Annotated in this window: 18 protein-coding genes; 8 read left to right on the forward strand and 10 right to left on the reverse strand. The window is 73.9% G+C overall.

Translation table 11 applies throughout. The features are described from left to right. Positions 1 to 61: 61 nt before the first annotated feature. Positions 62 to 1,057, reverse strand: coding sequence for an ABC transporter ATP-binding protein (locus HJG43_08525; GenBank protein ID UER54573.1), 996 nt, complete (start codon positions 1,055 to 1,057; stop codon positions 62 to 64). Positions 1,058 to 1,426: 369 nt separating this feature from the next. Between HJG43_08525 and ehuB the strand changes: the two genes are divergently transcribed. From ehuB to ehuA, 4 genes are read left to right on the forward strand one after another with little or no spacing between them, the layout of a single operon-like run. Further along, positions 1,427 to 2,296, forward strand: a complete 870-nt coding sequence (ehuB, locus tag HJG43_08530) for an ectoine/hydroxyectoine ABC transporter substrate-binding protein EhuB (GenBank protein UER55840.1) — start codon at positions 1,427 to 1,429, stop codon at positions 2,294 to 2,296. Positions 2,297 to 2,308: 12 nt separating this feature from the next. Next, on the forward strand, positions 2,309 to 3,034 hold the full coding sequence (gene ehuC / locus HJG43_08535) for an ectoine/hydroxyectoine ABC transporter permease subunit EhuC (GenBank protein ID UER54574.1): 726 nt from the start codon (positions 2,309 to 2,311) through the stop codon (positions 3,032 to 3,034). Further along, positions 3,034 to 3,684 (forward strand): ectoine/hydroxyectoine ABC transporter permease subunit EhuD, encoded by a 651-nt coding sequence (gene ehuD / locus HJG43_08540; protein ID UER54575.1) that lies wholly within the window; start codon positions 3,034 to 3,036, stop codon positions 3,682 to 3,684. Before ehuC ends, ehuD begins: the two co-directional genes overlap by 1 nt. Beyond that, entirely contained in the window at positions 3,671 to 4,453 is a 783-nt protein-coding gene (gene ehuA, locus HJG43_08545; protein UER54576.1) for an ectoine/hydroxyectoine ABC transporter ATP-binding protein EhuA, read from the forward strand. The genes ehuD and ehuA overlap by 14 nt, the downstream gene beginning before the upstream one ends. On the opposite strand, the gene HJG43_08550 is transcribed toward ehuA, so the two are convergent. Together HJG43_08550 and HJG43_08555 are read right to left on the reverse strand one after the other, a co-directional pair. Then, complete coding sequence (locus HJG43_08550; GenBank protein UER54577.1) at positions 4,437 to 5,717, reverse strand: MFS transporter; 1,281 nt, start codon at positions 5,715 to 5,717, stop codon at positions 4,437 to 4,439. The genes ehuA and HJG43_08550 overlap by 17 nt on opposite strands. Continuing rightward, the gene (locus HJG43_08555) at positions 5,714 to 5,938 is read right to left on the reverse strand and encodes a DUF3046 domain-containing protein (GenBank protein ID UER55841.1); all 225 of its coding nucleotides are present in this window, start codon (positions 5,936 to 5,938) and stop codon (positions 5,714 to 5,716) included. Before HJG43_08555 ends, HJG43_08550 begins: the two co-directional genes overlap by 4 nt. Before the next feature lie 77 nt (positions 5,939 to 6,015). Here HJG43_08555 and HJG43_08560 point away from each other — a divergent pair, with 77 nt between their 5' ends. Next, positions 6,016 to 10,671 (forward strand): ATP-dependent helicase, encoded by a 4,656-nt coding sequence (locus HJG43_08560; GenBank protein UER54578.1) that lies wholly within the window; start codon positions 6,016 to 6,018, stop codon positions 10,669 to 10,671. Between the two features lie 61 nt (positions 10,672 to 10,732). Here HJG43_08560 and HJG43_08565 read toward each other — a convergent pair whose 3' ends face one another. Further along, positions 10,733 to 11,749: a fructose-bisphosphate aldolase class I gene (locus HJG43_08565; protein UER54579.1), complete on the reverse strand. Its 1,017-nt coding sequence runs from the start codon at positions 11,747 to 11,749 to the stop codon at positions 10,733 to 10,735. Between the two features lie 127 nt (positions 11,750 to 11,876). On the opposite strand from HJG43_08565, the gene HJG43_08570 reads away from it, so the two are divergent. Further along, positions 11,877 to 12,704 carry an Fpg/Nei family DNA glycosylase gene (locus tag HJG43_08570; protein ID UER54580.1) on the forward strand — a complete coding sequence of 276 codons (828 nt, stop codon included), beginning with the start codon at positions 11,877 to 11,879 and terminating at the stop codon, positions 12,702 to 12,704. Between the two features lie 56 nt (positions 12,705 to 12,760). Here HJG43_08570 and HJG43_08575 read toward each other — a convergent pair whose 3' ends face one another. The 6 genes from HJG43_08575 to HJG43_08600 all read right to left on the reverse strand — a co-directional run bounded on the left by HJG43_08575 (position 12,761) and on the right by HJG43_08600 (position 18,037). Then, a complete protein-coding gene (locus HJG43_08575; GenBank protein ID UER54581.1) occupies positions 12,761 to 13,093 on the reverse strand; it encodes a helix-turn-helix transcriptional regulator in 333 nt (110 codons plus the stop codon). Positions 13,094 to 13,276: 183 nt separating this feature from the next. Further along, positions 13,277 to 14,857, reverse strand: coding sequence for a S8 family peptidase (locus HJG43_08580; GenBank protein ID UER54582.1), 1,581 nt, complete (start codon positions 14,855 to 14,857; stop codon positions 13,277 to 13,279). Positions 14,858 to 15,069: 212 nt separating this feature from the next. Next, entirely contained in the window at positions 15,070 to 15,540 is a 471-nt protein-coding gene (locus HJG43_08585; protein UER54583.1) for a nicotinamide-nucleotide amidohydrolase family protein, read from the reverse strand. Positions 15,541 to 15,545: 5 nt separating this feature from the next. Further along, entirely contained in the window at positions 15,546 to 16,187 is a 642-nt protein-coding gene (gene pgsA / locus HJG43_08590) for a CDP-diacylglycerol--glycerol-3-phosphate 3-phosphatidyltransferase (GenBank protein ID UER54584.1), read from the reverse strand. Then, the gene (gene rimO, locus HJG43_08595) at positions 16,184 to 17,614 is read right to left on the reverse strand and encodes a 30S ribosomal protein S12 methylthiotransferase RimO (GenBank protein ID UER54585.1); all 1,431 of its coding nucleotides are present in this window, start codon (positions 17,612 to 17,614) and stop codon (positions 16,184 to 16,186) included. Before rimO ends, pgsA begins: the two co-directional genes overlap by 4 nt. A 66-nt stretch (positions 17,615 to 17,680) precedes the next feature. Then, entirely contained in the window at positions 17,681 to 18,037 is a 357-nt protein-coding gene (locus HJG43_08600; protein UER55842.1) for an SPW repeat protein, read from the reverse strand. 109 nt (positions 18,038 to 18,146) lie between these two features. Between HJG43_08600 and HJG43_08605 the strand changes: the two genes are divergently transcribed. After that, complete coding sequence (locus HJG43_08605) at positions 18,147 to 18,632, forward strand: cation:proton antiporter regulatory subunit (GenBank protein ID UER55843.1); 486 nt, start codon at positions 18,147 to 18,149, stop codon at positions 18,630 to 18,632. A 10-nt stretch (positions 18,633 to 18,642) separates the two neighbouring features. Further along, positions 18,643 to 19,779 carry a cation:proton antiporter gene (locus HJG43_08610; GenBank protein UER54586.1) on the forward strand — a complete coding sequence of 379 codons (1,137 nt, stop codon included), beginning with the start codon at positions 18,643 to 18,645 and terminating at the stop codon, positions 19,777 to 19,779. Positions 19,780 to 19,903: the final 124 nt, after the last annotated feature.

A 19,903-nucleotide genomic window follows, 5' to 3' on the forward strand; every position in this document is an offset into this window, starting at 1 on the left:
CTCCCGGGGCGGTGGACGACGGCCGCGGCGGTTCCGCGCGCGGGCAGGGTCGGGGCGCTCATCAGTCGACCAGGGTCCGACCGGTGAGCCGCAGGAAGACGTCCTCCAGCGTGCTGCGGCGCACCAGGCTCGACAGCGGCTCGATGCCGCGCTGGTGCAGGGCAGCGGTGGCGGCGTCGCCGTCGTCGGTGTAGAGCAGGAGCCGGTCGGGCAGCACCTCGACCCGCTCGGCCAGACCGTCGACGGCGGCGGCGAGCGGGGCGTGGTCGTCGACGGCGAACCGCAGCTCGAGCACCTCCCGGGTCGAGTACTGCTCGATGAGCGAGCGCGGAGAGCCCTCGGCGACGATCCGGCCGCGGTCCATGACGACGAGCCGGTCGCACAGCTGCTCCGCCTCGTCCATGTAGTGCGTGGTGAGCACCAGGGTGACGCCGGAGCGCTTGAGTCGGAACAGCCGGTCCCACAGGGCGTGCCGGGCCTGCGGGTCGAGCCCGGTGGTCGGCTCGTCGAGCAGGAGGATCTCCGGGGCGTTGACGAGTGACCGCGCGATCGTCAGCCGCCGCTTCATCCCGCCGGACAGCGGCTCCACCTTGGCGCCGGCACGCTCGGTGAGCTGGGCGAACTCGAGCAGCTCACGGGCGCGCTCACGCACCAGGGCGCGGGGCAGCCCGAAGTAGCGGCCGTAGACGAGGATGTTCTCCTCGACCGTCAGCTCCTCGTCGAGGGTGTCCCGCTGCGGGACGACGCCGAGCCTGGCGCGGATGGCGGGCCCGTCGGTGCGCGGGTCCATCCCGAGGATCCGCAGGTCACCACCGGACGGCGGGGACACGCAGCCGATCATCCGCATCGTCGAGGACTTCCCGGCGCCGTTCGGCCCGAGGAAGCCGAACGCCTCGCCGCGATGAACCCGGACGTCGATCCCGTCGACGGCGGTGAAGTCGCCGAACCGCTTGGTCAGGTTCCGGGCCTCGATGAGCACGTCGGCGTCCCCGGACGGAGGTGGTGAACCGGCCCCGGCAGGTCTGGCCTCGCTGCTCGCCTCGACGGGTGGTCGCACGGTTCCGCACCCTAACCCCGGGGCCCGACATCCCGCGAAGGCGTTTCCCGGTCCGCCCCTGGACGCGGCTTCGACCCACCAGACCGTGTCCGTCGGTCACTATTCGGTAACGATCATCCTCTGCGACGGCCCCCCACGTTCACGTACCAAACCCGCAGGTCACGCGGCGGACGGCCACCCCTGGAGACGTCCCGTCGCCGGTCTTCGCCGACTTGGGAGGGCGCGGGGGCACCGCCTACGGTCAACCCGCCCATGACCATTCGGGGCGACATCCGTCCGGTGCGCGCGACCGTCGCGCGTGACGGGAGGCCGTGCCTCGTTCAAACCGAAGGGACCATGATGAGCGCACGAACACGCCGCCGCGGCGTGATGGCAGTGACCGGTGGAGCGCTGGCTCTGGTGCTCGCCGCCTGCGGAGACAGCGGCGACGGCAACGGCACCGCCGAGGGCGGCGAGGGCCGCCTCGCCGAGCTGCAGGAGGCCGGCACCATCACCGTGGGCTTCGCCGGTGAGGCTCCGTACAGCTTCACGAACGACGAGGGCGAGCTGGTGGGTGCCTCGGTCGCCCTCCAGGAGCGCATCTGGGGCGAGCTGGGCATCGACAACGTCGAGGGTGTGCAGGCCGAGTTCGGCCAGCTCATCCAGGGCCTGAACGCCGGCCGCTTCGACATCGTCGCCGCCGGCATGTCGATCCTGCCGGAGCGGTGCGAGCAGGCGCTGTTCTCCGACCCCGAGTTCCAGTACACGACCGCCCTGCTCGTCGAGGCCGGCAACCCGCACGACCTCACGGACATGCAGTCGATCGGCGAGTCCGACGTCACGATGGCCGCCATGCGCGGGGCGATCGAGGCCGACTACGCGAACGACCTCGGCATCGAGCCGGTTCTGGTCGGCAACCCGCAGGACGGCATGGACGCCGTGACGAGCGGCCGCGCGGACGTCTTCGCCCTGACCGGGATCTCACTGAACTGGATGGTGGAGAACTCCGGCACGGACGCCGTCGAGGTCACCGAGTCGTTCGTCGCCGAGATCGACGGCGTCGAGCAGTACGGCGCCGGCGGCACCGTCTTCCGCCAGGAGGACGAGGAGCTGCGCGACGCCTACAACGAGCACCTCGCGGAGATCGTGGGCGACGAGGAGACCTACCTCGACGTCGTCGGTGACTGGGGCTTCACCGCCGAGGAGCGGCCGACCGGGGAGTTCACCACCGAGGAGCTCTGCGCCGGCGAGATCGGGTAGGCACCCGACACCATGAGCGACAACCTCACCGCACTGGAGACGATGCTGCCGAGGTTGGCTGACGGGTTGCTCGTCACCCTGCAGCTGACCGTCGGCGGTGCCACGCTGGCATTCGTCATCGCAGTGGTCCTGGGCCTGGCCGCGCGCCACCACAGCCCGGTGGTGCGCGGCCCGGCCCGGGTGCTCATCGAGTTCTTCCGCGGCACCTCACTGCTCGTGCAGCTGTTCTGGCTGTTCTACGTGATGCCCCAGCTCGGCCTGACGCTGACCTCGCTGTTCACCGGCGTCCTCGCCCTGGGCCTGAACTACGGCGCCTACGGCGCCGAGGTGGTGCGCGGGGCGATCAACTCGGTTCCCAAGGGCCAGTGGGAGGCGGCGGTGGCCCTCAGCCTGTCGCCGGTGCGGCGGATGAGGAAAGTCATCTGGCCGCAGGCGTGGGCCATCATGATCCCGTCCCTGAGCAACCTCGCGGTGATGCTGCTCAAGGGCACCGCGGTCGCCTACGTCATCCTCATGCACGACATCACGTTCGTCACCGAGCAGCTGCGCCAGCGGACCAACGACACGTTCTTCTCCTACGGCGTCGGGATGGTGATGTACTTCGCGATCGCCTACCTGATCGTGCTGCTGGCCAACGCGCTGGAGATCCGGGCGAAGAACCGGCTCGGCACCGGTCCGCCGCTACGTGACGTCTTCCGGCCACGGGACCCGGCTGCGCACGCGGGCGAGGTGACGTGATGGGTGACATCTGGAGCTGGGAGCGCGCCGCCGAGGTGCTCCCGATGCTGCTCGAGTCCTTCGTCGAGGTGACACTGCTGGCAACCGTGGTCGGGTCCGCGATCGCCGCTGTACTCGGACTGGTGGTCGCCGTCATGCGCCGGTCGGCCCCGGCGGTGGTCGCCAAGCCGGTGCACGCCGTGATGGAGTTCATCCGGATGACGCCGATCGTCATCCAGCTGCTCTTCGTCTACTACACGTTCCCGACCTGGCCGCCGCTGTGGATCGGGATCGGCGTCCTCGGGGTGCACTACGCCACGTACATGGCCGAGGTGTACCGCTCCGGGATCGACGCCGTCCCGAAGGGCCAGTGGGAGGCCGCGACCGCGCTGTCGCTGCCGCGGCGGCGCACCTGGGTGCGGATCGTCATCCCGCAGGCGCTGCGCACCACGCTGCCCGCGCTCGGGACGTGGGTGATCTCGATGTTCAAGGACACGCCGTTCCTCATCGTGATCTCGGTGCTCGAGATGGTTGCTCGGGCCGAGCTGTACGGATCCCGCACCTTCGTGTACATCGAGGCCTTCACGCTGGCAGGCCTCATCTTCCTGGCCGCCAGCTACCCCACGTCCGTGGGCCTGCGGAAACTGGAGGCACGTCTTGCCCGCTACTGATTCCGGCACTCCCGTCATCACGTTCGACGACGTCGTCAAGAGGTTCGGTCGCACCACTGTGCTCGACGGACTGAACTTCCAGGTCGACAAGGGCGAGCGAGTGACCCTGATCGGGCCCAGCGGGTCCGGCAAGACGACGATCCTGCGGCTCGTGATGACGTTGGAGGACCTGACCGACGGCTACATCTACATCGACGGCGAGCCGTTCACCTACGAGCAGCGCAACGGACGGCGCGTCCGTCGCAAGCCGAAGGACGTGGCGAGGATCGCCCAGCGAATCGGGATGGTGTTCCAGCAGTTCAACCTGTTCCCGAACATGACGGTGATCGAGAACATCGTCGAGGCGCCCATCCACGTCCTGGGCCAGTCCAAGGAGGAGGCCGTGACCCGCGGCAAGGAGCTGCTGGACCTGGTCGGGCTGGGGGACAAGGTCGACGAGCACCCCACCCGGCTGTCCGGCGGTCAGCAGCAGCGGGTCGCGATCGCCCGCGCACTGGCGATGGACCCGGAGATCCTGCTGCTCGACGAGGTGACCTCCGCTCTTGACCCCGAGCTCGTCGGCGACGTGCTCAACGTGCTGCGCAACATCGCACAGACGACCGACATCACGATGCTCATCGTCACCCACGAGATGCAGTTCGCCCAGGAGGTCTCCCACCGGGTGCTGATGTTCGACCATGGTCGGATCATCGAGGACGCCCCGCCGGACGTGATGTTCTCGGCCCCGCAGGAGCAGCGGACCAAGGACTTCCTCAAAGCAGTGCTGTAGGTCGGTCTCCGACCCGGCGCAGAGCCAGCACGGCCACCGGGACGAGCAGCACCCCGGCAGCCAGTGTCAGCACCGGGTAGCCGCCGGCGGCGAGCACGGGCCCGGCCAGGGCCCCCGCGGCGGCCCCCGCCAGCCCCATGACGAGGTCGGAGGCGCCCTGCACACCGGTGCGGGCGGCGACGGGGACCGACTCGGACAGCAGCGTCGACCCGCCGACGAGCGTGCCGGACCAGCCGAGGCCGAGCAGGAACAGCGAGACTCCCAGCGCCAGGTGGTCACCCGGGGCGGCGAGCGCGCCGAGCAGCACGGAGACGGCGAGGACCGCCAGACCGATGACGATCGTCTGCACCCGCCCGAGCCGGTCGGACAGCCAGCCCATCACCGGGCTCAGCGCGTACATCCCGGCCACGTGCACGCTGATGACGACCCCGACGACGGTCAGCGAGGCCCCGTGGTGGTTCAGGTGCACCGGCGTCATCACCATCACCCCGACCATCACCGCGTGGCCGACCGCGACGGCGGCCATCCCGAGCCGGGCACGCGGAGCGGCCTGCACGGTGCGCAGCGTCTCCCGCAGGCTCGGACGTGGCCGGTGCGGCACGACACCGCTGGCCTGGTGGGCCGCACGCGCCGCGTGCAACGGGTCGGGGCGCAGCAGCAGACCGATCGCCAGTGCGGCGGTGAGGAACGAGACGACCGAGAACAGGTACGGGCCGACGAGGGACGGCAGGCCCAGCGACACGCCGAGCCGGCCGCCGACGCCGGACAGGTTCGGGCCGGCGACGGCGCCGATCGTGGTGGCCCAGACGACGACGGACAGGGCGCGCCCGCGGGTGGCCGCGGAGGACGCGTCGGTGGCGGCGTACCGGGCCTGCAGGTTGGACGCCGTCCCGCCGCCGAACAGGGCGGCGGCCACGAGCAGCAGCGGGAAGGAGGAGACCACGCCGGCGACGACGGCGAGCGCGGCACCGAGCAGGCCGAGGCCGTAGCCCAGGGCGAGGGCCCCGCGGCGTCCCAGCCGGTCCGCTGCCCGGGCCAGCGGCAGCGCGAGCAGGGCGGCCCCGAGCACGGTGAAGGTCTGGGCGAACCCGGCCAGGGACGTCGACCCGGACACCTGCTCGGCGAGCAGGCCGCCGACGGCGATACCGCTGGCCACCCCGACGCCGCCGAGGACCTGGCTGGTGACGAGCACCCGCACCGTGCGGGTCTGCACGAGGGCGAGCCGGGCCTGCGCGGCCTCGGCCGAACGCTCCTGGGTGCTCACCTGCGCGCGGCGCGCGGGTCGCGCCCGAACCGCCGGTCGGCGGGCACGTGCATGTGCTCGCAGACCGCCGCCCACACGTCCCGGGGCCGGACGCCGTCCTCGAGGGCCTGGCGGGCGGTGCGCTCGCCGAGGCCGGCGATCACCTGGTCCCCGGCCAGGGTCCGGGCGTACTCGGGGCCGAACTCGTCGTCCATGAGCCGCCAGAAGTCGGAGTGCCGCACCACGGCAGGATCGCACGGCGGCGCGGCCCACCCGGGCAGCGGGGCGCACTGTCGGTGCCGGAGGCGACAATCGGCGGGTGCCCGACGTCCTGGACCGGTTCTCCCCGGCGACCCGCGAGTGGTTCCGCGGGGCGTTCGCGGCGCCCACCCCGGCTCAGGAGGGGGCGTGGGCGGCGATCGCCGGCGGCGACCACGCGCTGGTCGTCGCCCCGACCGGGTCGGGCAAGACGCTGTCGGCGTTCCTGTGGGCCCTGGACCGGGTCGTCACCGCCGACGCGCCCACCGACCGGGAGCACCGTTGCCGGGTGCTGTACGTCTCCCCGCTCAAGGCGCTGGCCACCGACGTCGAGCGCAACCTGCGAGCGCCGCTGACGGGGATCCAACACGCGGCGGCCCGGCTGGGCCAGCAGGTGCCGCAGGTCCGGGTCGCCCTGCGCTCCGGGGACACCCCCGCTGACGAGCGACGCGCCCTCACCCGGACCCCTCCGGACGTGCTGATCACCACCCCGGAGTCGCTGTTCCTGCTGCTCACCTCCCGGGCGCGTGAGGTGCTCGCCGGGGTGGAGACGGTCATCGTCGACGAGGTGCACGCGCTCGCCGGGTCGAAGCGGGGCGCGCACCTGGCGCTGTCCCTCGAGCGGTTGGACGCGCGCCTGGAACGCCCGGCGCAGCGGATCGGGCTGTCCGCGACGGTACGTCCGGTCGAGGAGGTGGCCCGGTTCCTCGGGGGCGCCCGCCCGCCCGGTGACGGGACGGCGGGCGGACGGCGGGTGGTGGTCGTCCAGCCCCCGGCGGACAAGCGGATCGAGGTGGACGTCGTCGTCCCGGTGCCGGACATGGGCGAGCTCGGCCAGGTCACCGACGACCTCACCGGCCCGGCCGCCGGGCCCGAGCGGCGGACGTCGATCTGGCCCCACGTCGAGGAGCGGGTGGTCGACCTCGTCGCGGCGCACTCCTCGACACTGGTGTTCGCCAACTCCCGCCGCCTGGCCGAGCGGCTCACTGCCCGGCTCAACGAGGTGTGGGCCGAGCGGCAGGGGCAGCGGCTGCCGGCCCCGGGTGAGACGGCGCCCGCGCAGGTGATGGCGCAGGCCGGGGCGTCGACCGGTGCCCCGGCGGTGCTGGCCCGCGCCCACCACGGGTCGGTGTCCAGGGAGCAGCGCACCCTCATCGAGGAGGAGCTGAAGTCCGGCCGGCTGCCGGCGGTGGTCGCCACCTCGAGCCTCGAGCTCGGCATCGACATGGGAGCCGTGGACCTCGTCGTCCAGGTGGAGTCCCCGCCGAGCGTGGCCAGCGGCCTGCAGCGGGTCGGGCGCGCAGGTCACCAGGTCGGCGCCGTCAGCCGGGGGGTGGTCTTCCCGAAGTACCGCGCCGACCTCGTGCAGACCGCGGTCGTCGCCGAGCGGATGCGCTCCGGCCAGATCGAGGCGCTGCGGGTGCCGGCGACCCCGCTCGACGTGCTCGCCCAGCACGTGGTGGCGATGACGGCGATGGACGACTGGACGGTGGATGACCTGCTGGAGACGACGCGCCGGGCGGCGCCGTTCGCCAGCCTCACCCGCGGCGTCCTGGAGTCCGTGCTCGACATGCTGTCCGGGCGCTACCCCAGCGACGAGTTCGCCGAGCTGCGCCCGCGAATCGTGTGGGACCGGGTCACCGGGGTGCTCTCCGGGCGCCCCGGCGCCCAGCGGCTCGCGGTGACCAGCGGCGGGACCATCCCGGACCGGGGGCTGTACGGCGTCTTCCTCGCCACCGGCGAGGGGCCGGGCCGGCGGGTCGGTGAGCTCGACGAGGAGATGGTCTACGAGTCGCGGGTCGGGGACGTGTTCACCCTCGGCGCGAGCACGTGGCGGATCGAGGACATCACCCACGACCGGGTGCTCGTCACCCCGGCACCCGGGCAGCCGGGCAAGCTGCCGTTCTGGCACGGGGACGCCCTCGGCCGGCCGGCCGAGCTGGGCCGCGCCCTCGGCGGCTTCGTCCGGGAGGTGCTGTCCCTGGACGACGAGGCCGCGCGGGCGCGGGTCGGTGCGGCCGGGTTGGACGAGTGGGCGACCGACAACCTCCTGGCCTACCTCGCCGAGCAGGCCGAGGCGACCGGGCACGTGCCGGACGACCGGACCGTCGTGGTGGAGCGCTTCCGCGACGAGCTGGGCGACTGGCGGGTCGTGGTCCACTCCCCTCTCGGCGCGCAGGTGCACGGACCGTGGGCGCTGGCGGTGGCGGCTCGGATGCGTGAGCGGCACGGCGTCGACGTGCAGGCGATGCCCGCCGACGACGGGATCGTGCTGCGCCTGCCCGACCTCGACCTGGAGGACGGCTCGGTGCCCGACGTCGTGGACTCCCTGCTGCTGGCGCCCGAGGAGGTCGAGCAGCTCGTCACCGAGCAGCTCGGCGGGTCGGCTCTGTTCGCTGCCAGGTTCCGTGAGTGCGCCGCCCGGGCCCTGCTGCTGCCACGCCGGCGACCCGACCGCCGTCAGCCGCTGTGGCAGCAGCGGCAGCGGGCCGCGCAGCTGCTCGAGGTCGCCAGCCGCTACCCGTCGTTCCCGATCGTGCTGGAGGCGGTGCGCGAGGTGCTCCAGGACGTCTTCGACGTCCCCGGTCTGGTCGCGCTCATGCGCGACCTCGCCGCGCGCCGGGTCCGGGTGGTCGAGGTGACGACCGACCAGCCCTCACCGTTCGCCCGGTCCCTGCTGTTCGGCTACGTCGCACAGTTCCTCTACGAGGGCGACTCCCCGCTGGCCGAGCGGCGGGCCGCGGCGCTGGCGCTCGACCCGTCCCTGCTCGCCGAGCTGCTCGGCCGCGGCGAGGGAGCGGCGCTGGCGGACCTGCTGGACCCGGCGGCGGTCGAACGCACCCACGCCGAGCTCCAGCGGCTGGCCCCCGAACGTCGGTCCCGGGACGCCGAGGACGTCGCCGACCTGCTGCGGGTGCTCGGCCCGCTCAGCACGCAGGAGGTGGCCAGCCGGTCGGTCGCCGGCGCGGACGTCGTGCGGTGGCTCACCGGGCTGGCGACCACCCGCCGGGTGATCCAGGTCCGGGTCGCGGGCCAGGACCGGTGGGCGGCGGTCGAGGACGCCGGGCGGCTGCGGGACGCGCTCGGCGTCCCCCTGCCGGTGGGGGTGCCGGAGGCGTTCACCGCGCCGGTCGCCGACCCGGTCGCCGACCTGGTGGCCCGCTACGCGCGCACCCACGTGCCGTTTACCGCGGCCGCGGTCGCGGCGCGGCTCGGTGTCGGCGTCGCCGTCGTGACCGACGCGCTGGCCCGGTTGGAGCGGGCCGGCCGGGTCGTCTCCGGCGAGCTGCTGCCGCCGGAGTCCCGGCGCACCCTGGAGGAGCACCCTGGCGCGGTCGACTGGTGCGACGCCGAGGTGCTGCGGGTGCTGCGCCGCCGGTCGCTGGCGGCGTTGCGGGCCGAGGTCGAGCCGGTGCCGCCGCGGGCACTGGCCCGGTTCCTGCCCGCCTGGCAGGGCGTCGGGTCGACCAGCCGCGGCCGGCTGCGCGGGGTGGACAGCGTGCTGCGAGTCGCCGAGCAGCTCGCGGGGGCGGTGCTGCCGGCCAGCGCCCTGGAGACGCTGGTCCTGCCGTCGCGGGTGCAGGGGTACTCCCCCGCGATGCTCGACGAGCTGACCGCCGCCGGGGAGGTGCTGTGGTGCGGGCACGGCGCGCTGCCCGGGCACGACGGGTGGGTGTCGCTGCACCTGGCCGAGACGGCGGCGCTCACCCTGCCCGGGCCCGACGACGCCTTCGACCCGGGTCCGGCGCACCGGGCGGTGCTCGACGCTCTCGCCGGGGGCGGTGCCTACTTCTTCCGGGGGCTGTCCGACGCGGTGGGGTCCACGGACGACGCCGCGCTCACCGAGGTGCTGTGGGACCTGCTGTGGGCCGGGTACCTGACCAACGACACCCTCGCGCCGCTGCGGGCCCGGCTGTCCGGGGGCCGCACGGCGCACCGAGGCCGGCGGCCCGCGCCCCGGGCCCGGTACGCGCGGCGTCCGGCCCTGCCGAGCCGGCAGGGCCCACCGTCGGCCGCGGGCCGCTGGTCGGCGCTGCCCGCCGTGTCCGGTGACGCGACGTCGCGGGCACACGCGACCGCCGAGGTGCTGCTCGACCGGCACGGGGTGCTGACCCGCGGCGCCGTGGCCGCGGAGCGGATCTCCGGAGGGTTCGCCGGGGTGTACCGGGTGCTGGCCGCGATGGAGGAGGCGGGCCGGGTCCGGCGCGGCTACTTCGTCGAGGGTCTCGGCGCGGCCCAGTTCGCCACCGCCGGGGCGGTGGACCGGTTGCGGGCCGGGGCAGACACCGACGCGGTGGCAAGTGCCGACCCGGCAGCGGGTGCCGTCGTCCTGTCGGCGGGTGCCGTCGTCCTGGCGGCGGCGGACCCGGCCAACCCCTACGGCGCGGCGCTGGGGTGGCCCGAGCGCGAGCAGTCGCTGAGCACCGGGCACAAGCCGGGCCGCAAGGCCGGCGCGCTCGTCGTCCTCGTCGACGGCCGGCTGGTCCTGTACGTCGAGCGCGGCGGCCGCTCCCTGCTCACCTGGAGCGAGGACCCGGGCGAGCTGCGGGCCGCCGCGGACGCCCTCGCCCGCGCCGTCCGGGACGGCGCGCTGGGCCGGCTCACCGTCCAGCGCACCGACGGTGAGGGCGTGCTCACCGGGGGCCATCCGCTGGCGGGCGCGCTGGAGGCCGCCGGGTTCCACGCCACTCCGCGCGGACTGCGGCTGCGGGCCTGACCCCGGCTCGACCCTGCGCCCGGGACTCGCGGCACGCGGCTCCTGGGTGGAGCGCTCGCCGTCAGGCGGCCTCGTCCGCCGGGTCGTACCGGCCCGAGCGCGCGAGCCCGTTGAGCCGGGCTCGCCGCAGCAGCGCCTGCTGGGCGGCCGCGACGTTCTCCGGCCGACCGGCCCAGGTGCGCAGTGCGGTCTGCTGCAGCGCGCGGCCGTAGCTGAAGCTCAGCTCCCAGGGCGCACCGCCGATCCGGTTCATCAGCGACAGGTGGTGGGTGGCCTCGGGCTCGGTCTGCCCGCCGGACAGGAACGCGATGCCGGGGACAGCCGCCGGCACGTGCCGCAGCATGACCCGCAGCGTCGCCTCGGCGACCTCCTGGGGTCCGGCCCGGTGCTCGGCCTGCAACCCGGAGATGACCATGTTGGGCTTGAGCACCATGCCCTCGAGGACCACCCGGTGGGCGTGCAGCTGGCTGAACACGGCAGCCAGCACCTCCTCGGTGACCTCCGCGCACCGCTCGATCGAGTGGTCGCCGTCCATCAGCACCTCCGGCTCGACGACCGGTACCAGCCCCGCCTCCTGGGCCAGCGCCGCGTAGCGGGCCAGCGCGTGGGCGTTGGCGTGGACGCCGAACGGCGTGGGGACGTCGGGCGAGACGTCGATCACCGCCCGCCACTTGGCGAACCGGGCGCCCATCTCGACGTACTCGGCGAACCGGTCCCGCAGGCCGTCCAGGCCCTCGGTGACCCGCTCACCGGGGAACCCGGCGAGCGCCTTGGCCCCCTTGTCCACCTTGATCCCGGGGACGATCCCGGCGCGCTCGATGACGGTGGCCATCGGGACGCCGTCCGAGGTCTGCTGCCGCAGGGTCTCGTCGAAGAGGATGACCCCGCCGATGTGCTCGCCCAGGCCGGGGGTGGTGAAGAGCAGCTCCCGGTAGGCGCGGCGGTTCTCCTCGGTCGACGCGACCGAGACCGCCGCGAACCGCTTGGCGATCGTCGGGCTCGACTCGTCCGCCGCGAGAATGCCCTTGCCCGGAGCGACCATGGCCCGGGCGACGTGCTCCAGCTGCGAGATGTCCATGCCCCCACCCTGCGCCGCGGCGGCGGCGGGGGTCCAGGGACGATGGTCACCGGGTTTCGGCGGGGCCAGCCCGCAGGAGCGGCCGCCCGGCACGGGGCCGCCCAGCACACCGGAGGGGTGAGGCGAGATGCCCGAGGCAGACGTCGTCTGGCGCACCGCGCGGCGCCTCGACCAGGCGCTGGCCGGGCGCGAGCTGGTGCGCGTCGACCTGCGCTGGCCCTCGCTGGCCACGGTGAACCTGACCGGGCGCCGGGTCGACGCGGTGGCCAGCACCGGCAAGCACGTCCTGGTGCGGATCGCGGCAGCCCCGGGCGCACCTGCGGTGACGCTGCACAGCCACCTGCGGATGGACGGCTCGTGGCACGTCCACCGCACCGGGCAGGGACGGGCAGCGGGCGGGCCGGCGTCCGGCGTCCGGGCCGTGCTGGCGAACCGGGAGTGGACGGCGGTCGGCCACGACCTCGGCATGCTGGACCTGGTGGCGACCGCCGAGGAGGAGACGCTCGTCGGCCACCTCGGCCCCGACGTCCTCGGTCCGACCTGGGACGCGGCGACCGCGGCGGCGAACCTGGCCGCCGACCCGGGGCGCCCGGTCGGGGAGGCGCTGCTGGACCAGCGGGTGCTGGCCGGCGTGGGGACGTTCTTCATGGCCGAGGTGCTGTTCGTGCTCGGCGTCACCCCGTGGACGCCGGTCGGCTCGCTGGCCGACCCGCGGGTGGTGGTCGACCGGGTTCGCGACATGATCGCGCTCAGCGCCCGGTCGGCGCTCCAGACCACGACCGGGGACAGCCGGCCGGGCAGGCGGCAGTACGTGCACGCGCGGGCAGGGCGGCCGTGCCGCCGGTGCGGGACGACGGTGCGGGTGGCGCCGCTCGGTGCGGCGCCGCAGGAGCGGGTCGCGTTCTACTGCCCGCGCTGCCAGGAGGGACCGCTGCCGGGCGGTCCCGCCGAGTAGCCGGGCTCACGGACGGCCGGGGCTCAGGGACTGCCGGGGCTCAGGGACTGCCGGGCTCAGGGGACGCCGGCACCGACAAGACCACCAGAGGCCATCCCGTCCGCCAGGTCGACCGGGACCGTGTCCGGTACGGACAGCGGCTGCAGGTCAGTGCCCTCGCTGAGGGCCACCCGCTCGGTCACCTCACGCAGCACGATCGACATGGGGACGTCGAGTGCGCCGCAGATCGAGGACAGCAGCTCCGAGGAGGCCTCCTTCTGCCCGCGCTCGACCTCCGAGAGGTAGCCGAGGGAGACACGCGCGGCGGACGACACCTCGCGCAGGGTGCGACCCTGGCGCTGGCGAGCGTCGCGGAGGACGTCGCCGATCTCGCGACGGAGCAGGACCACGACACGCCTCCCCTCCCCGGGCTTCTTGCCTGCCGGATCGGCACCACGGTACCCCGACGGGGGGACGGTGAGCGCGCGGTCCGCTGGGTGAGCACGGTTCGGTACCACGTACGGCTCAACTCCCGGAGCACCAACGGTGTTCCGGGAGCTGAGCCGCACAGGAACTGCCGACTGCGCAGGTGGCTACGGCCGGGCCGTCTCCAGGGTGTAGGAGCCCGAGCCGGAGTAGGAGTACACCTCCCAGTAGTACGAGCCGGCGGTGCCCGAGTAGCTGATCGTCTCCGTCGACGTGACCGACTCGCTACGGGCGACGACCACCCAGCGCGACCCGTTCCACTTGTACAGGTACAGGTCGAAGTCGGCGCTGGACGGGCCGGTGAGGCAGCCGACGTGGGTGCCGGAAGTCCCCGAGGAGTAGTAGGTGCCGTTCGGCTGGATGTCGTAGTCACCCCTGCCGGACAGCGTGCCGGTGTAGGTGGCCGTGGTGGCGTCGCACCCGGACGGTGCGGGCGTGCCGCCGCCGCCCCCGGACCCGGTCAGCGGCGAGTACACCAGCCGGTTCGGCGAGCCGGAACCGATCCCGGTGAGCACCCCCGTCGTGGCGGTGCTGGTGATCGCGTCGGTCACGGTGGCGGGGCTCGCGCCGGTGCTGCCCTGCAGGTAGAGGGCGGCCACGCCGGCGACGTGCGGGCTGGCCATCGACGTCCCGCTGATGGTGTTCGTCGCGGTGTTCGAGGTGTGCCACGCGGAGGTGATCGAGCTGCCGGCGGCGAACACGTCGAGACAGCTGCCGTAGTTCGAGAAGCTCGCGCGGGCGTCGCTGCTCGTGGTGGCGCCCACGGTCACCGCGTTCGGCACCCGGGCCGGGGAGCTGTTGCAGGCGTTCTGGTTGTCGTTGCCGGCGGCGACCACGTACGTGACGCCGGCCGAGATCGACCGGTTGACGGCGTCGTCCAGTGCGGTCGACGCACCGCCGCCGAGGCTCATGTTCGCCACCGACGGGCCGGACCGGTTCGCCGTGACCCAGTCGACGCCGGCGATGACACCGGAGTTCGTGCCGCTGCCCTGGCAGTCCAGCACCCGGACGGGGACGATCGTGACGCCCTTGGCCACGCCGTAGGTCGAGCCCCCGACGGTGCCGGCCACGTGCGTGCCGTGCCCGTTGCAGTCGTCGGTGCCCCGGCCGTCGTTGACGGCGCTGTAGCCGGAGGTCACCCGGCCGCCGAAGTCCGTGTGCCCGGCGCGCACACCGGTGTCGATGACGTACGCCTTCACGCCGGCGCCGGTCGGCGTGTACGTGTACGTGCCGTTGAGCGGCAGGTTGCGCTGGTCGATCCGGTCCAGGCCCCAGGTGGCGTCGTTCTGCGTCGTGCTGGCCTGCACGACCTGGTCCACCTCGACGTAGGCCACCTGCGGGTCGTCCTGCACCCTGGCGAGCTGGGCGGGGGTCATCCGCGCCGCGTACCCCTTGATCGCGGACCGGTACTCGCGCTGCACCGTCGCGCCGTGCCCGCGGGCCCGGTCGGCGGCGGCCCGGACGCCGGAGGGGCTCACGTCGTCGTCCAGGACGACGATGTACTGGCCGGGGACCGCCCGGGCCGAGGGCGCGGCCTTGACCGGTGCCTGGCGCTGGGACTGGGAGACGCCCGGTGGCTCGTCCGGCGCCGCCGACTGTGCCGCGGTGGCGGCAGCGACCGGCGCGCCGAGCAGCGCCGCGAGCCCGACGGCGGCGATGACCGCCCGGACCCGCACTGTGCTTCTCACATGGACCTCCTGGTGGGTGCCGGCCCCCCGGCGGTCCGTCCGCCACCGGCCAGGCGGACGTTAGGAGCAATCCGGACAACTCCACCAGACTGGAGTTTCACTCTGTGTAGTGCTATATGCACCCACCGCAACCCCTCGCCGTCCGATCTCTGGAGACTTTCCGTGCTCTCGACCGGCGTCGACACCCCGGAAAGTCTCCAGAGATCGCGCCGTTACGGGCGGGTGGCGGTGGTGAGGAGGAGCGTGAGGGCGAGGTCGACGGTGGCTGCACGGACGGCGGCACGGTCGCCGGGCAGGTGCTCGCCGAGCACCTGGGAGGTGCGGTCGGTGGCGACGGCGACGTAGACCGTGCCCGGCGGCCGGCCGTCGGCGGGGTCGGGTCCGGCGACGCCGGTGGTGGCGACGCCGATGTCGGCGCCGAGCCGCTCCCGCACCCCGCGGGCCATCTGCGTGGCCACCTGCGGGTCGACGGCGCCGGCGCGGCGCAGCAGCCCGGCGTCCACGCCGAGCAGGGAGGCCTTGAGGTCGCTGGCGTAGGCGACCACCCCGCCGCGCAGCACGTCCGAGGCGCCAGGGACGTCGGCCAGCCGGGCGGCCACCAGGCCGGCGGTGAGCGACTCGGCCACCGCGACGGTGAGACCGGCGGCCCGGCAGGCGGCGACGACGTCCGCCGGCTCGGTCACCGCGGTCACGTCCCGCTCTGGCGGCGGGCCTTCTTCCTCGCCGTCCGGGCGCTGTGCCGCCTCAGCTGCAGCGCCGCGTAGACGTACGCCACCCCGGTGGCCACCGTGACCGCGACGGCCGCGAGCATCACCCACCACGCCACCGTGGTGGCCCAGGTACCGAACCACTCCTGCAGGGGCAGCAGGTAGAGCCCGATCGCCGTGGCCTGCAGCACGGTCTTGATCTTCCCGCCGCTGGAGGCCGGCATCACGCCGTGCCGGATGACCACGAAGCGCAGGGCGGTGATCCCCAGCTCCCGGGCCAGGATCACGACCGTGACCCACCAGGGCAGCTCACCGAGCACGGACAGCGTGACGAGCGCCGCGCCGATGAGCGCCTTGTCGGCGATGGGGTCGGCCACCTTGCCGAAGTCGGTGACGAGGTTGCGCCGCCGCGCCAGCTCGCCGTCCACCCGGTCGGTGAGGATCGCGACGGAGAACGCGGCCCAGGCGCCGAGTCGCCACCCCGTCTGGTCGCCCCCGTCGTACGCGAGCAGCCAGACGAACAGGGGCACCAGCGCGATCCGGACGACGGTCAGGGCGTTCGGCAGGTTCCACGCGCTGGGCGCCGTGGCGGCGTCCGCGAGGTGGTCGTGGTCGGCGGTCACGCGCCGGCTCCCGGCTCGGCGAGCAGGTCCACGCCCTCGCTGCCGACGACGCGCGCGGTGACGAGGTCGCCCACCGGCACCGGCCCGGTCAGCCGGGTCACGCCGTCCACGTCGGGTCCCTGGTGCGCCGCCCGGCCGACCGGCTCGCCGTCCTCGACCTCCTCGACGAGCACCTCGACCAGCGAGCCCACCCGCTCCTCCGCCCGCTGTGCGGTGAGCTCCTCGACCAGCCGGGAGACGTGGTCCACCCGGGCGGCGATCTCGGCCTCGTCGAGCTTGCCGTCGAGACCGGCGGCCTCCGTGCCCTCCTCGTCGGAGTAGCCGAACACGCCCACGACGTCGAGACGGGCTGCCACCAGGAATCGCTCGAGCTCGGCGAGGTCCTCCTCGGTCTCCCCCGGGAAGCCGACGATCACGTTCGAGCGCACCCCCGCCTCCGGTGCCCGGCGACGCACGTCGTCCAGCAGACCGAGGAACTCCTGCGTGCCGCCGAACCTGCGCATCCGCCGCAGCACCGTCGGCGAGGAGTGCTGGAAGGACAGGTCGAAGTACGGGACGACGCCGGGCACGGAGGTCATCGCGTCCAGCAGCCCGGGACGCACCTCGGCGGGCTGCAGGTAGGAGACCCGCACCCGCTCCAGCCCCTCGACGGCGGCGAGCTCGGGCAGCAGCGCCTCCAGCAGCCGGACGTCGCCGAGGTCCTTGCCGTAGGAGGTCGAGTTCTCGCTGACCAGGTAGACCTCGCGAACCCCCTGACCGGCCAGCCAGCGCGCCTCGTCGAGGACCTCGGCCGGACGCCGGGACACGAACGCCCCCCGGAACGCCGGGATCGCGCAGAACGAGCACCTCCGGTCGCAGCCGGTGGCGAGCTTCAGCGGCGCCCACGGCCGCCCGTCCAGCCGGCGCCGGACGACGCGCGGCCCGGACGCGGGTGCGACCCCGTCGGGGAGGTCACCGGTCACCGCCCGCCCGGCCTGCCGCTCGGCCGGGGCGACCGGCAGCAGCCGCCGCCGGTCCGCAGGGGTGTGGGACGCCGGACGCTCACCGCGCAGGACGGCGGCCAGGTGGTCGGAGAGCCCGGCGTAGGAGTCGAAGCCGAGGACGGCGTCCGCCTCGGGGAGCGCGTCGGCCAGCTGGGTGCCGTACCGCTCGGCCAGGCACCCGACAGCGACGACGGCGCGAGTCCGACTCGCGCCGTCGTCCTTGAGCCCGGCGGCCTCGAGCAGCGCGTCGACAGAGTCCTTCTTCGCCTGCTCGACGAAACCGCAGGTGTTGACCACCACGACGTCCGCGGCGGCGGGGTCCGCCGCGAGGCGCCACCCGGCCTGTGCCAGCCGACCGGCCAGCTCCTCGGAGTCCACCTCGTTGCGGACGCACCCGAGGGTCACCAGGGCCGCGGAACGAGACGTCTCGGTCGCGGCAGCCACACCCCACAGACTACGGCGTCAACTCACCTGCCCGTGCGTCTGTCAGTTCGTGTGCCAGTTCGTCTGTCAGTGCGCCGTCACCTGCCTCACGTGCTCGCTGCGGCTCTCCGGCAGCGCCCACAGCCCCATCACGACGGCGACGGCGCCGGTGACCCACGCTGTCCACGACAGCCCGGTCAGGTTGGCGAAGCCCATCACCCAGGGGGAGAGAACGAGCAGCGCACCGAGCGCCACGTGGGTCCACTCGGACACCACTGCGTCCGGTCGGACGACGGACCAGGCCGCTGCGAGTGCCAGCAAGGCGCCCAGGCCGACCATCGTCCAGGTAGCAGAGGCCTCGGTCGTCGTCCAGATCGGCGACAACACGGCGTACAGACCGGCCACCAGGGCTACCCAGTCCTGCCACCGACTCTTGAGGTTCATCTCCTGCACCTCCGCGCACGACGTCGCGGTCGACGCCTTGTCGACCGGCGTCAACTGGTAGAACACCGAGCGGGGCCTGGGAATGCCCGGTGCTGGCAGGATGACCACCGTGGATCTGGTGGAGACGCTGCTGCCAGGGGTCGGCATCCGGTACGAGCTCACGACGCGGTCGGGGCTGGTGCTCGGCATCGTCGTCCAGCGGGAGGGCCCGGTCGAGATCGTCGTCTACGACGCGAAGGATCCCGACCGGGCCAAGGGCGTCTTCCAGCTCGACCGGGACGAGGCGGAGGCCGTCGCCGACATCCTCGGCGCACCCCGGCTGACCGAGCGGTTCGCCGACCTGTCCCGCGAGGTCCCGGGACTGCGGTCGGGCCGCTTCGCGATCCGGCCCGGCAGCCCGTTCGTGGACCGCCCGCTGGGCGACACCCAGGCCCGCACCCGGACGGGTTGCTCGATCGTGGCGATCGTGCGTGGCGCGGACGTCGTCACCTCCCCGGGGCCCGGTGACGTGCTGCGCACCGGCGACGTCCTCGTCGTGATCGGATCGGAGCAGGGACTCGAGCAGCTGGGGGCGCTGCTCGCCGGCGACGCCTGAGGTGCCGCCGGTGGGGGACGTCGCGGCGTTGCTGCTCGAGCTCGGCGGCCTGTTCCTCGGGCTGTCGGTGCTCGGTCTGCTCGCCCGACGGCTGGGGCTGTCCCCGATCCCGTTCGTGCTGCTGGCCGGCCTCGCCTTCGGCGAGGGCGGGATCGTCCCGCTGGAGTCGGCGGAACCGTTCGTCGAGGTGGCCTCGGAGATCGGGGTGGTGCTGCTCCTGCTCACCCTGGGACTGGAGTTCACCGCCACCGAGCTCGTCGCGAGCCTGCGGCGGCACACGCCGTCCGGGCTGGTGGACCTCGCTCTCAACGCCCCGCCGGGGCTGGTCGCCGGCCTGCTCCTCGGCCTGCCGTGGCAGGGGGCGCTGGCGCTGGCCGGCGTGACGTGGATCTCCTCGTCGGGCATCGTCGCGCGGCTGCTGGGCGACCTGGGACGCCTGGCGAACCGGGAGACGCCCGCGGTGCTGTCCGTGCTCGTGCTCGAGGACGTCGCGATGGCGCTGTTCCTCCCGCTGCTCGCGGTGGCGCTGGCCGGTGGCGGGCCGGTGCAGGCCGTCGGCGGCGCCGTCCTGGCGGTCGGCGCCGTGCTCGTCGTGCTCGTTGCGGCGCACCGTCACGGTCACCGGCTCGGGCGGTTCCTCACCCACACGGACGACGAGCAGGTGCTGCTGCGGCTGTTCGGGCTGACCTTGCTCGTGGCCGGGGTGGCGCAGACGCTGGGGGCCTCGGCCGCGGTCGGCGCCTTCCTCGTCGGGATCGCGATCCCCGCGTCGATGGCGGACCGGGCCCGGACGCTGCTCTCCCCTCTGCGCGACCTGTTCGCAGCCACGTTCTTCGTGGCGTTCGGCCTGGCCACCGACCCACGGGCGGTGCTGCCGGTGCTGCCCGTGGTGCTGGCCCTGGCGGCGGTGTCGCTGGTGACCAAGCTGGCCACCGGCTGGTACGCGGCCCGCCGGGACGGCGTGGGCGCGGCGGGCCGGCTGCGCGCCGGCGCGGCCCTGGTCGCCCGCGGCGAGTTCTCCATCGTCATCGCCGGGCTGGCAGTCGCGGCCGGCCTGGACGACGTCGGGCCGGTCGCCACCGGCTACGTGCTGGTGCTCGCGGTCGTCGGCCCAGTGCTCGCTCGGGTCGTCGACCGCTCGGCCTGAGCCCTGGACGATCCGACGCGACCACCCCACCCCCCTCGGTGATCATGCAATCCCGCCACCCCACCCCCCTCGGTGGTCATGCAATCCCGCCACCCCACCTGCCGCCGTCCAGCTCGCAGAATGC

This window comes from Kineosporiaceae bacterium SCSIO 59966, from assembly GCA_020881835.1.
Lineage (GTDB): Bacteria > Actinomycetota > Actinomycetes > Actinomycetales > SCSIO-59966 > SCSIO-59966.